General features: G+C 63.0%; 12 protein-coding genes. 6 read left to right on the forward strand and 6 right to left on the reverse strand.

Features of this window, described 5'->3' with window-relative positions:
- Positions 1–10 precede the first annotated feature (10 nt).
- The 3 genes from D0B32_RS00790 to D0B32_RS00800 all read right to left on the reverse strand — a co-directional run bounded on the left by D0B32_RS00790 (position 11) and on the right by D0B32_RS00800 (position 2,931).
- Complete coding sequence (locus D0B32_RS00790) at positions 11–880, reverse strand: MurR/RpiR family transcriptional regulator (protein ID WP_117331787.1); 870 nt, start codon at positions 878–880, stop codon at positions 11–13.
- Positions 881–1,021: 141 nt separating this feature from the next.
- Complete coding sequence (locus D0B32_RS00795; RefSeq protein WP_117331788.1) at positions 1,022–2,101, reverse strand: ABC transporter ATP-binding protein; 1,080 nt, start codon at positions 2,099–2,101, stop codon at positions 1,022–1,024.
- 56 nt (positions 2,102–2,157) lie between these two features.
- Positions 2,158–2,931, reverse strand: coding sequence for an SDR family oxidoreductase (locus D0B32_RS00800; RefSeq protein WP_117331789.1), 774 nt, complete (start codon positions 2,929–2,931; stop codon positions 2,158–2,160).
- A gap of 473 nt (positions 2,932–3,404) precedes the next feature.
- On the opposite strand from D0B32_RS00800, the gene D0B32_RS00805 reads away from it, so the two are divergent.
- The 5 genes from D0B32_RS00805 to D0B32_RS00825 all read left to right on the forward strand — a co-directional run bounded on the left by D0B32_RS00805 (position 3,405) and on the right by D0B32_RS00825 (position 8,866).
- Positions 3,405–4,637, forward strand: a complete 1,233-nt coding sequence (locus D0B32_RS00805; RefSeq protein WP_117331790.1) for an ABC transporter substrate-binding protein — start codon at positions 3,405–3,407, stop codon at positions 4,635–4,637.
- A 160-nt stretch (positions 4,638–4,797) separates the two neighbouring features.
- Positions 4,798–5,688 carry a carbohydrate ABC transporter permease gene (locus tag D0B32_RS00810; RefSeq protein WP_117331791.1) on the forward strand — a complete coding sequence of 297 codons (891 nt, stop codon included), beginning with the start codon at positions 4,798–4,800 and terminating at the stop codon, positions 5,686–5,688.
- Positions 5,685–6,530, forward strand: a complete 846-nt coding sequence (locus D0B32_RS00815; RefSeq protein WP_117331792.1) for a carbohydrate ABC transporter permease — start codon at positions 5,685–5,687, stop codon at positions 6,528–6,530. The genes D0B32_RS00810 and D0B32_RS00815 overlap by 4 nt, the downstream gene beginning before the upstream one ends.
- Before the next feature lie 360 nt (positions 6,531–6,890).
- A complete protein-coding gene (locus D0B32_RS00820; protein WP_117331793.1) occupies positions 6,891–7,727 on the forward strand; it encodes a hypothetical protein in 837 nt (278 codons plus the stop codon).
- A 218-nt stretch (positions 7,728–7,945) separates the two neighbouring features.
- Positions 7,946–8,866: a LysR family transcriptional regulator gene (locus D0B32_RS00825; protein ID WP_117333393.1), complete on the forward strand. Its 921-nt coding sequence runs from the start codon at positions 7,946–7,948 to the stop codon at positions 8,864–8,866.
- Between the two features lie 120 nt (positions 8,867–8,986).
- On the opposite strand, the gene D0B32_RS00830 is transcribed toward D0B32_RS00825, so the two are convergent.
- The 3 genes from D0B32_RS00830 to D0B32_RS00840 are packed head-to-tail and all read right to left on the reverse strand — an operon-like array spanning position 8,987 to position 11,456.
- On the reverse strand, positions 8,987–10,192 hold the full coding sequence (locus D0B32_RS00830) for an NAD(P)/FAD-dependent oxidoreductase (RefSeq protein ID WP_117331794.1): 1,206 nt from the start codon (positions 10,190–10,192) through the stop codon (positions 8,987–8,989).
- Complete coding sequence (locus D0B32_RS00835; protein ID WP_117331795.1) at positions 10,189–10,359, reverse strand: rubredoxin; 171 nt, start codon at positions 10,357–10,359, stop codon at positions 10,189–10,191. The genes D0B32_RS00830 and D0B32_RS00835 overlap by 4 nt, the downstream gene beginning before the upstream one ends.
- Positions 10,360–10,400: 41 nt before the next feature.
- Positions 10,401–11,456 (reverse strand): aromatic ring-hydroxylating dioxygenase subunit alpha, encoded by a 1,056-nt coding sequence (locus D0B32_RS00840; protein WP_117331796.1) that lies wholly within the window; start codon positions 11,454–11,456, stop codon positions 10,401–10,403.
- A gap of 326 nt (positions 11,457–11,782) precedes the next feature.
- On the opposite strand from D0B32_RS00840, the gene D0B32_RS00845 reads away from it, so the two are divergent.
- Positions 11,783–12,706, forward strand: a complete 924-nt coding sequence (locus D0B32_RS00845; protein WP_117331797.1) for a hypothetical protein — start codon at positions 11,783–11,785, stop codon at positions 12,704–12,706.
- Positions 12,707–12,795 lie beyond the last annotated feature (89 nt).

A 12,795-nucleotide genomic window follows, 5' to 3' on the forward strand; every position in this document is an offset into this window, starting at 1 on the left:
CAGCCGTGGACTAACCCGCGTCCCCGCCCGCCGATTCCGGCTCATGCGAGAGGCGCGCCTTCGCATGCCGCATCTTTTCCAGCGTCTTCGGGCCGAGCTGCAACGCCACGCCGATCACCAGCGCGTCCATGATGCACAGATGCACGAGCCGCGAGACGCCCGGCGTATGCGGATCAATCGTGCTCGGCACGCGCAACAGCAGGGGAATATCGACCAGCCAGGCGAGCCGCGAGCCCATGTTGGTCAGCGCGATCGTGGTGGCGCCACGCTCCTTGGCAATCTGGATGCTCTCGTTGACTTCGACACTGCGCCCGGAGTGCGAGATTGCGAAGGCCACGTCGCCGGGTTCGAGCAAACCGGCATAGAGGCGCTGCAGGTGTCCGTCCGTGAAGGCGCTCGCCGCGATATCCAGCCGCAGGAAACGCAGCGCCGCGTCCTGCGCGACCAGTCCCGAACCTGAACCCACGCCGAAGAAATACACGCGATGCGCTTTCGCCAGCGCGGCAATCGCCGTTTCCACCACCGCGGGGTCGAGATCGCCACGCGCATGGACGATGCCGTCCACGGCCGCTTCACCCACCTTGTCGAGCAAGGTCTGGATATCGTCGTCGCGCGCAACCGCCGTCGAGGCGTACGGCAGGCCGCCCGCCACGCTCTGCGCAAGCTGCATCTTGAAGTCACGCAGCCCATTCGCGCCCACGGCGCGGCAGAAGCGCGTCACGGAAGGCTCGGACACATCCGCACGCTGCGCCAGTTCGGTGATGCTCGCGCGCATCGCGAAGTCGACGTCGCTCAGCACCATGTCGGCGACCTTGCGCTCCGCCGGGCGTAGCTCGGTCAGCGCACCGCGAATGTGAGGAATCAGGTTGGATGCGGACACCCGGGTGTTCCTTATGGGTTCAAAGGTCTGGAATCCGCGTCTTGCCGCCCTTTACCGTCATGGCCCGGCTCTAACGCCGTCATTGCGCTGCGCGCGATAGAGGTGCCAGGGCGTGGCCGCGAGCGGCGGCGCTACGCGGTTTCAGTCGAGCCTGCGTCCGCTCTCCGTATCGAACAGGTGGATGTGGTGATCCGGCAGGCGCAGCGAGACGCGCTGACCGGGCTGGACGTTCGAGCGTTGCCGCGTGGTCACGCACCACGTGGCGCCGCCAATCTTGCCGTACAGATGCGTTTCCGCGCCGGTCGGCTCGACGACCTCGACCTCCATCGACACACCGTCCGCCGTCGTCAAGGTTTCGACGTGCTCGGGCCGCACGCCGAGCGTCGCCTTCGCGCCGACCTTGGCGGAGGCGGGTGCGATCGGCAGCGCCACTTCGGTGCCGTCGGCGAGTTTGAGCGCGAGGCCACCGGCGCTGTGATTCGTCAGTACGCCTTCAGCGAAATTCATGGACGGCGAGCCGAGAAAGCTCGCCACGAACAGATTGGCCGGGCGGTCATACAGATCCAGCGGACGGCCGATCTGCTCGATACGCCCCGCGTTCATCACGACGATGCGGTCGGCCATCGTCATGGCTTCGATCTGATCGTGCGTGACGTAGATCACCGTATTCTTCAGACGCTGATGCAGCGCCTTGATTTCGGTGCGCATCTGCACGCGCAGCTTCGCGTCGAGATTCGACAACGGTTCGTCGAACAGGAACAGCGACGGTTCGCGCACCACCGCGCGGCCCATCGCCACCCGCTGACGTTGCCCGCCCGAGAGCGCACGCGGCAAGCGGTCGAGGTAGCTGCCGAGGTTCAGCATTTTGGCCGCCGCTTCGATGCGCGGCTTGAAGCTGCTGGACGATTCCTTGCGGATGCGCGGGCCAAAGGCGATGTTCTCGTAGACGCTCAGATGCGGATACAGCGCGTAGCTCTGAAACACCATCGAGATGTTGCGCTGCTGCGGCGCAAGGCTGTTGGCGCGCGTGCCGCCAATCATCAGATCGCCGCCGCTGATTTCTTCGAGTCCGGCCACCATGCGCATCAACGTGCTCTTGCCGCAACCCGACGGACCGACCAGCACGACGAATTCGCCGTCGTCGATGTTCAGATCGATGCCATGCACGACTTGCGTGTCGCCGTACCGCTTGAAAATGCCGCTCAGTTGCACTGCTGCCATGCTGTCCTCATCGTCGTCCGGTGCAGCGGCCAGGCCCTTGCACCACGTTCATTGGTTCAAAGCGATTCGAGCGTCAATTCTTCGGCCATCAGCCGGTTGCCCGCCATCAATCCACCGTCGACCGGCAACGCGACGCCGGTAATCACCCGCGCCATCGGCGAGGCGAGAAACAGCACCGCGTCGGCGATGTCATCCGGCGTAGCAAAATCACGCAACGGGTACCACTTCTTCAGGTTTTCGAAGACCTGCGGATTCTTGTCCACGCGCGCCTGCCACGCCTGCGTCTTGACGGTGCCCGGACACACGATGTTGGCGCGGATGCCGTAGCGGCCCAGTTCCAGCGCAAGGGCTTTGGTGTAGCTGATGAGCCCGGCCTTGGCCGCGCTATAGGCCGGATGACCCAGCGACGCCATGCCGTTCACCGAGCCGATCAACACCAGCACGCCGCGCTGCCGCTCGATCATCGACGCGCGCACCGCCTCCACCGTGTGATACGTGCCGTTCAGATTCAGATGGACGTCACGCTGCCAGCTTGCCGCGTCGGTGGTGGCGAGCGTGAGGCCCTTCGCGGCGCCCGCGTTGGCAACCACCACGTCCACCGGACCGCGCAGGGCGACCGCTTTCGCGACCGCCTCTTGCACGGCTGCGGCGTCAGCGAGGTCGGCGACCACGGGCGTCACTTGCGCGGCGCCCAGTTCGGCTGTGAGCGCGTCGAGCGCAGCCGCTTCGAGGTCGAGCGCCAGCACGGTGTCGCCCTGTTCGACGAAACGCCGGCACAGTGCGCGGCCAATGCCCCCGCACGCTCCGGTGATCAATACCACTCGACTCATGTCCGTCCTCACAAGGTTGCCTGCCAATGTTTCAGCGACGCGCGCCCGGCGCTTTTCGCTTTGTCATGCAGCGCCAAGACGCTTTCCAAGGGTTTTCACCTGGCCCAGCGCCCTCATTCGCCTTGACGATCGCACCAGGATAAACCCGTACGCCGACGCCGTTTAGCGGCGCTTAACGCGGTCTCAGCTTGCTCACCGCTGCGACGCTCCTGACACCCCCTCCGCAGCCGTTTCGCTTGTAAATTTCCAACACGTCAAGCACTTCGCGTAGATTCAGGGCTACTCCGGGACCCTGCCCGGCGGTCGCGGCGGCGCACAAAATACCCCTTCTTTACAGCATCTTATGCAAAAACGGCGTTGAGAAAAAATATCGTAGACCCTACGTGACAACAATTTTGACGTCCTGTAGGATTTTTTCAAACAATTTATTAACCCAGCGGCCGGCGACGGCAGCGGACCACCAGGAGAAGGAAATGTCGTTGCAAGCCCGTGCTTCTTTCACGCTCGGCAAGATTGCCGTTGCGCTCGCGTTTGCAGGTCTGACCGTCGCGGCGCACGCCGACACGGTCCGCGTGACCGTCGCGCACTACAGCGACGCCACCGCCCCGTACTTCCAGCAAGTCGCTTCGGAGTTCGAAAAGGCCAATCCCGGCACGACCATCAAGATCGAGGACGTCAGCTGGGACACGCTGCAACAGAAGCTGCAAACGGACATCACCGGTAACGCCAACGCCGACCTGGCCATCGTCGGTACGCGCTGGTTGCTGGACTTCGTCAAGGACGACGTGGCCGAGCCGCTCGACGGCTACATGGACGCCAGCTTCAAGAACCGCTTCATCGGTCCGTTCCTCGCACCGGGTGAAATCAATGGCAAGGTCTACGGCCTGCCGATCGCCGCTTCCGCCCGCGCGCTGTACTACAACAAGGATCTGCTGGCCAAGGTCGGTTATCCGAACGGTCCGAAGACCTGGAACGACGTGATCGACGCGTCGAAGAAGCTGAAGGCGCAAGGCATTGCCGGCTTCGGTCTGCAAGGCAAGGAAATCGAAACGGACGTGTACTTCTACTACGCCCTGTGGAGCTACGGTGGCGAAGTGGTGGGCAAGGACGGCAAGGCCGCGTTCAACTCGCCGGCTGGCGTGAAGGCTGCCACGCTGTACAAGACGCTGATCGACGACGGTCTGACGGAGCCGGGCGTGACGGGCTACAGCCGTGAAGACGTTCAGAACCTGTTCAAGCAGGGCCGCGTCGCCATGGTCATTTCGGCACCGTTCCTCTCCAAGCAGATCGCGAAGGAAGCGCCGAACCTGAAGTACGGCATCGATCCGATCCCGATGGGCACGAAGAACGCCACGTATGCCGTGACGGACTCGATCGTGATGTTCAAGAACTCGAAGGTGAAGAAGGAAGCCTGGAAGTTCCTGGACTATCTGTTCACGAAGGAACCGCGCGTGAAGTTCACGAGCACGGAAGGCTTCCTGCCGACCACCAAGGCCGAAGCCACCGACCCGGCATTCGACAATCCTGATACGAAGGCCTTCATCGCGCTGCTGCCGAGCGCGAAGTTCGCGCCGACCATCACGGGTTGGGAAGACACCGCGAAGGCCGTTTCGGACGCCATGCAGTCGATCTACCTCGGCAAGGCGCAACCGGCCGCTGCGCTGAACGCCGCTGCCGACAAGGCAAACCAGTCGCTCGGCAAGTAATGCGAGTCGCTGCAAAGCGTTGATGTAGAACGGCGCGCGCCATCCCTCGTGGGGCGCGCGCCGTGCTGTGTTTTTTTCCCCGGCCCATCCCGTCGCGCGAACCTGTCCTGCTCACCGAGCGGGGTTCACACAGGCTCAAGCGACTTACGATCGAGCACGCATGAGCCGTCCTGCTTCTCCGCGCCTGTCGGCGCCCTGGTTGCTGATTGCGCCGAGTCTGATCCTCGCGCTGTTCATCATCAGCTATCCGATTTTCAACATCGTGTATCAGTCGCTACACGACGTCTCGCGTTTCGGTGCGATTCGCGACTTCACGGGTCTGCAGAATTTCTACACCGTCTTCAGCGATCCGGAATTCATTGGCGCGCTGCGCCGCACGGTCTACTGGACGTTTTTCGTGGTGGGCGGCACGGTGCTGATTTCCGTGCCGGTCGCGCTGGTCCTCAATCAGGACTTCTATGGCCGTGGCGTGGCACGCACCATCGTCATGCTGCCGTGGTCCGTTTCGCTGACGATGACCGCCGTGGTGTGGCGCTGGGCCTTCAACGACGACTACGGCATGGTTAACGTGACCTTGCACCGGCTCGGTCTCATCAATGGTCCGATTCATTGGCTCGCTACGCCGGAACTCGCGTTCCCCGTGGAAATCGCCGTGGGCATTCTGGTGTCGGTGCCGTTTACGGTGACGATCCTGCTCGGCGGTCTCTCTTCGGTGCCGGGCGATATCTACGAAGCCGCGCGCATCGACGGTGCGAGCGCCTGGCAGCAGTTCCGCAAGCTGACGCTGCCGCTGCTCAAACCCTTCGTGAACATGGCGATCCTCTTGAACGTGATCTACGTGTTCAACTCCTTCCCGATCATCTGGGTGATGACGCAAGGCGGCCCCGACGAGAGCACGCATATTCTCGTCACGTACCTGTATGAGATCGGCTTCCGTCTCGGCCGGCCAGGGCAGGCGGCGGCCGTGTCGCTGATCATGCTGGTGATGCTGTTCGTGTTCTCGATGCTGTATCTGCGCATGCAGCCGTCGAAAGAAGGAGATAACGCATGAGCCTCAAAATGAAACGCACGCTGTGGTGCTGGCTCGCGCTCTCTCCGTTGATCGTGCTGGTGCTGTTCCCGTTTGCCATCATGTTCTTCACCGCGCTCAAGCCGGCCAACGAAGTGTTCGTGTATCCGGCGCGCTGGCTGCCGGTGCACTGGCAATGGCATAACTTCGTGGACATGTGGGAAGCGGCCAATTTCGGCGTCGCGCTGCGCAACAGCGTGATCATCAGCCTGCTTTCGATGGCGCTCGCGCTCGCGGTCAGCCTGCCCGCGGCCTACGCGCTGGCGCGCTTTCCGTTTCGCGGCCGCGGTCTGTATCGCCAGTTCCTGCTGGTCACGCAGATGCTCTCGCCGATTCTGCTGGTGGTCGGTCTGTTCCGGCTCGCCGCGATGATTCCGTATGGCGACGGCAACCTCGTGGATTCGAAGCTCGCGGTGATCGTCTCGTACGCGGCGTTCAACATCGCCTTCGCGGTGTGGATGCTCTCGTCGTATTTCCAGACCGTGCCGCGCGATTTGGAAGAATCCGCGTGGCTCGAAGGCTGCGGACGTGCCAAGGCCGTGTTCAAGGTGTTTCTGCCGCTGGCCGTGCCCGCGATCGTCGTCACCGCGATTTTCACGTTCATCAACGCGTGGAATGAGTTCGCCGTGGTCTACACGCTGATCCGCTCGCCGGAAAACAAAACCCTCACCGTGCAGGTGACGGACATGGTGGCGGGCAAATACGTCGTGGAATGGCACCTCGTGATGGCCGCGACGCTGTGCGCCACGCTGCCGGTTTCGGTGGTGTTCGCGTGGCTGCAGCGCTACCTGGTCAAGGGCCTGGCGCTCGGCGCAGTCAAGTAAGCCGGAGGACGAAGCCGGCGGTGGCCGGACTTCGTCTGCTGGGCTGCGTGATGTGTTTCGCCGCTACTAGCCATTGAAAAGCGCAAAAGCGGCTCTCCCCTCCACCCTTGCCGCCACCGCCCCCGCCTTCGTCAGGGTCGGAACCGCGCACTGACAAGGTATCCCTCCGCCTCTTTTTCGTCACCCGTTTGAACGGACGCTAGCCTTGCGCTTTGCAAAGCGTACGCTGACCGCAGGCGGAAAATTTTCCGAAGCGCACGCTTTCCTGCTGACAAAAGCAGGGAATGGACGCCGGCAACTCACTCAGGTTTTTATTGCGATAGACTCCGGGGTTCCAGAGGCCAGGCCTTGATAAAAACTATGTCACCCCTGATTTTTTCCGCGACTGCGGCGTTGCTGATGAGCACGACGATGCTCGCGCATGCCGCGTCCCCTTCGACCTCGACGGGCGGCGCGTCGGCGATCGCCTCCGCGAGCCCGAACGTGCTGGCTACCGCCAGCCAGACAGCCAGCCAGACAGCCGCTGCCGGCGAGCCGCCGGCAGCGCGAACCATCTCCGGCGATAACCCCGTGGCGATCCGCGACACGCTGGCAAAACAACCGTTGCACGCCGCGCCGCCTTCACTGCCCGACCGTATCCGCAAGCTGGTCGACCTGCCACGACACACGCCGCCGCACGATCCCAACCTGGCCCGGCTCGGCCTCGACCGCGAACTGGTATTCGTGATCGCCGTGCCGTACGGCGTGCTGTACGAATCCAAGACCCACGAGTTGACGGTCGACGCCGACCTGTCCGGCGACGACGTGCCCGGGTCCATCCTGCTCAAGAAATCGGTAAAGGGACCGAGTGGCCGCGACCTGGTCATCGCACCCGAAGCCAAGGCAAAGGGCTACATCCAGCACGTCGATCTCATCGAACTCAAAGCCAACGGGCACGCCAGGACACTGATTCATGGCCGCTACGCGGTGCCCGAAGATGCGTTTACCAAAACGCACGGCGATTTCGCGGTTGAACTCCACTGCACGCTGTTGCCGCCTTACCTCAAGGATCAGCACGTTCACAGCGATCCGACCGACGAAAATCCCACCGACATCACGACCCGCACCTCGACGTTGTACGCGGACGTTCACGCCATCTGGCTGGTGAGTCCGCAGTCGGGCACCGTGCTGACCAAAAAGCTGCGGCTCTCGGATTGAGGTTGCGCGCAGCCAGGCTCAGGCGCGCAGGACCATAACGCCCTTCCTATTGATGACATATCGCGGCCCCCATAAGCCCGCGCCAGCGAGGGCCCGGCGTTATTGCGCATGGTTCCTCCGAATTGACGCTCGTTATATCCGCCGATATATTTCGAGCGCTATCTCGACCCGCTTCAACGACGTTCGCGTCGTGCCGAACGAAGAGGACTGTGCGCGTGATGTCCAAGGAAGTCATCGATTCTCATCTGCTCAAGGTGCTGCATACGCTGCTCATCGAGTCGAGCGTCTCGCGCACGGCGACGCTGCTTGGACAATCGCAACCCACTGTCAGCGTGGCCTTGCGCAAGCTGCGTCAAATGACAGGCGACCCGTTGCTGGTGCGCAGCGGCAGCCGCATGATTCCGACCGCTCACGCGCTCACCTTGATCGACCCCGCGGCGCAGGCGTTGAACAGCATCTCAGCCATTCTCAATCCCACGACGACGTTCAATCCGGCCACGACGAACCGAACGTTCCGGATTGGCTCGCCGGATTATCTCGACGTGTTTTTCGTGCCGGCGGTGGTGGACGTGTTTCACACGGAAGCACCGCACGCGAAGATCGAATTCAAACATCTGATGATGGTGGACGGTGGCTATGAGCATGGTCTGGAGAGCGGCTTTCTGGATCTGGTGATCGGCAACTGGCGTACACCGGCGGAGCATTTGCACCTGCAACCGCTGTGTCAGGATGAACTGGTTTGTCTGATGCGCGAGGGGCATCCCATCAAGCCGGGCAGGTTGACCAAGCCGGTTTATCAGGAGGCCGAACATCTTGCAGTGACCACGTACAACACGAACGCGTGGGGCACCATCGACGTGGAACTCGCACGTAACGGGCTATCCCGCACGGTGACCACGACTCTGCCGTACTTTGGCATGGCGCCGTACGTGCTGGTGCGCTCGAATCTGCTGTTCACCACGACGCGTACGTTGGCGACGCATTACACGCAATTGTTGCCGCTGCGGATCGAACCGATTCCGGGCGAGCCTCAGGCGCTGACTTATTACCAGCTCTGGCATGACAGGACGCATCGTAGTGCGGCGGCGGCGTGGCTGCGGAGGTTGGTCGGGAAGGTGGCGAAGGAGTTGGGGGAGTGAAAAAATCGCCGCAAGCCAAAGCTTGCGGCGCCGCATCTAACGGCCGGACGTTTCGAGGTGACAGGCCCTCCTGGACGCCCGGCCGACCGCGAAGTGAGGTCGGTCAGCGTGAAGCCGTTGTTATCGTGCGGGAGTGTCTGCCGCAGCCACGCGGCTCATTCCCGGGGCCATCTCCTTCAGCAACGCGGCCTTGCCTTCAATAGCCGCGCCCACCAGCGCAAAGCCAATGGCTCTGCCATCGTCCGCGTGATGACAGACTGCACGTGCCGCGTATGTTCCTGCCGCTGCGACAGGTTCGAGCGACCATTCACCCGCCGCATCCGGCGACACCACCACCGCTGGCGCAGCCGGCGTCTTGACGGTCACCGGCATTACCGGGAATGCGACCTTGGTCGGCTCGCCGCTAAGCGTGCGCGCCAGTGCCCGGGCGGCGTGCATGATCGGCAGTACGTAAGGTTGCAGCTTACCCTGCAGCGCCGCGCAATCGCCAAGTGCGTAGATATCCTCGACGCTCGTACGGCACGCGGCGTCCGTCCAGATACCGTGTTCGATCTTGAGACCCGCCTGCGCAGCCAGTGCGGTGCGCGGCACGAGACCCACCGCCGAGACCAGCAGATCGGCATGGATCTGTTCACCGCCTGAGAGCGTCAGCCGGTAGCCCTTCGGCTGCCGCTCGGCACGCGACACGCTGCGTCCCAGATACAGACTGACGCCGCTCCCGCTCAGCGCATTCGCAAACACCTCGCCCGCTGACGGCGGTAGCAGTCGGGCCAGCGGTGTCGGCGCCGGGTCGATCAGCAGAACCGCAAAGCCCGCTGCAATCAGGTCATTGGCAAACTCACAGCCAATCAGCCCCGCTCCGAGAATCGCTACGGACTGGCACCCTGTCAGGGCGTCCCTGAACCGCGTATAGTCGTTGAGGTCGTTGATGGACAGAATCTGCGCATCGCCTTCCACGTTGAGCCGCCGCACATCGGCGCCTGTTGCGAGCACCAGTTTGCTGTAGCGCAACGGCTCGCCGTCGACGACCACGCCATGTTCAGCCGGCAAGATGCGCTCGACCTGCCGATGCACGCGAATCTCCGCGCGCAACTGCGCGGCCATCGCCGTGGCGTCGAAACTCGCCAGCGCATGCGCTTCCTTTTTCATCGCAAGCGCGTTCGACAGCATGGGCTTCGAGTAGAACGCGCCATCGTCCTGCGTCAACAGCACGATCGGCACGGTGCTGTCCAGTTTGCGCAGTTCGCGCGCCACGGTGTATCCCGCGAGGCCCGTGCCGATGATGACCACGGGTTCCTGTGACCGGCCTTCATGCGTATCCGTCATGCTGACACCACCTGCATCTCGAAGTCATGTTTGCCGGTCGCGCAGTCGGGGCACAACCAGTCGTCGGGGACATCTTCCCAGCGCGTGCCCGCCGCAATCCCTGCCTCGGGCAGGCCCAACGCTTCGTCATAACGAAATCCGCAGATCACGCATTCCCAGATTTTCATGTTGCTTCTCCTGATTACCGCTACATGACCGACCAGGGCGTTCAGCGCACGTACGCCTGGCCGAGACCAATCTCCGCCAGCGCACGCCGATACGCACCCGAGGACCGGTCGGCGAGAATCGGCGCCTCGGCGGCGCGATCAATCGGCAAATCCTCGGGACGTTGTTGCTCCACGATCGCCCGGTCCTCTTCGAAGACCTGGCGGTTGAACACGTACACGTCCTCCAGTGGCAGGTCCTTGTCGAAGTTGCGCACGATCGGCACGAACAGGCGCGTCATACGGGCCGATACGGGACTCGCGGCATTCAGGATCGACAGCCGTCCCTGCTCTGGAAACTGCACGGTCAACCGCGAGAAAAACGGCGCATCGACTTCGAACACACGGCGCCACAGAAATCCCTCGGGCGCACGGTGCTGCATCGACTTCGGAAAATTGCTGACGGAGCTCACGTATTCCGCGCGCAGGCCGCGTTCGCGGCGCGCCACGGAATATTGCGGCACCACCGGGTTAGCGCGATCCGCGAAACTGTCGTGATGAATCCACGCGAAGTGCGCGACGTCGATGAAGCCCTCGGTCTGCCGTCCCGCCGACGCCTTGATGTCGATCGACGGCGGCAAGATCTGTTGATACGTCGGGTCGTCCCATTCCGGAAATGCCGGCAATGGCTGCGTGCCGCCACCGAGCGATACCCAGATCAGCCCGTAGGCTTCCTGCGCGGCATACGTGGTCAGATGCAGACGCTCGGGAATCGGACCATCGCCTTGCGACGGGATGAATTTGCACTTGCCGTCCGCGCCGTAACCCAGACCGTGATACGGGCAAACGATGTTGCCGTTCTCGACCCAGCCCTGGCTCAGCGGCGCGCCGCGATGTGGACAGATATCGCGCGCAGCCACGACCTGGCCGTTCGCGCGGAACACGACCAGCGGCTCGTCGAGCAGCGTCGCGCTGATGGGCTTCTCGCCGAGTTCGGCGGCAAACGCGACAGGGTGCCAATACTGGCTGAGGATGTTCCAGTCGTGGCTATCGAACGTGCAATTGCGCGGCAACGCGGGCGAACGCTGGAACGTCAACGGGGCGACGTGGGAGGAAGTCATACGTGTCTCCAAAACCTGGTGGGGGTTCGTTTTGCCGCCGTGGTCCTGAACGACATCGGGACCACGGCATGGACCCCACGATAGCGGGACACGCGCCGCCCACCCATCCCCGGCCGGGCATTGACTCTATGTTCGGATCGACATAGGGCATGCGGCATGCTGGGACAACCACGCATGATCACGGCCTGTGGCCTGTCGAGACGTAAGGTCGAGGTGTGTATTAGGATGCGATAGGACGAAAAACTGCTCGCGCTTGCTTGATGAACCGCACCGGGCAGGCATCGGTCGGCGATCCGCTCTATCACTCAACCCGTTCTGGAGGAAACATGGCTGTCTCGCCTGCTCTGCTACGTCATGCCGCGAACCTCGTCTCCGCGGCGGCCGTGCTGGCCGCGCTGAGCGCATGCAGCACGCCGGGGGCAAGCACCACGTGGCCCGCCAAAACGGAAGTGAGCGCGCAGCCGAACGGCGTTGCGGTGAGGCCATCGGACGGCATGATCTTTATCACGGACGATCGCACCAGCAGCGTGCTGTCGTCCACCGGCGGACCTTTCACTTCGTATGCCTCGATTCCCGTCGCTGCCGGACAAGGAAAGAGCCTGAGTCAGCTGAGCGTTTCCAGTTCGGGTGAACTGTTCGCCGAACGCTTCGGCTTCGGCACGGCCAGCGCAATTTTCGCAGTGGATGGCAAGGGCACGGCAACGCCCCTCACGGGTCTCGACGGAGCACGTCGACGGCTCGGCTTGCTCGCCATTGCACCGGGCCAGTTGCTGTCCACATGGTTCATCAAGAACGGCAGCAATCCGCCGCAAGGCGCGCTGAGTCTCGTCACCTACGACGCGACGACCCATGCCGCGACCGAACGCGATCTGCTGACGGGTCTAGGCAAGCCGGTCGGCGTGGCGGTATCCGATGGCAACGTGTACATCTCCGACCAGGCCAACGGCGTCATCGTGAAGGCCAGTCTGGCTGCGCTGCTAAGCGCCACTGCGCCGAGCACCGGCGCGGTGTTCGTGCATATCGACAGTCCCGATCTGATGGCTGCGGATGCCGCTGGCCGTCTGTTCACGAAGTGCAACAAGAATGGTCTGTGTGAGGTTGCGCCGGACGGCTCGATCAGCGTGCTCGCCGACGACTTCCAGGAACCGCGCGGCGTCGTGGTCGACGCCGCGCATCATCAACTGTTTGCCGTGGACCGCGCGGCCTCGGCGAGCGGCACGAGTTATCTGCGCACGTTTCCGCTGAAATAGCGCGGCTTCACGCGGCCTCATGCGACCTCATGTGGCCTCACGCGCCTTCATACGGGACAAAGGCAGGATGACGAAGCACTAGATACCAA

Origin of the sequence: Paraburkholderia sp. DHOC27 (assembly GCF_003429005.1) — a bacterium.
In the GTDB taxonomy this organism is placed as follows: Bacteria; Pseudomonadota; Gammaproteobacteria; order Burkholderiales; family Burkholderiaceae; genus Paraburkholderia.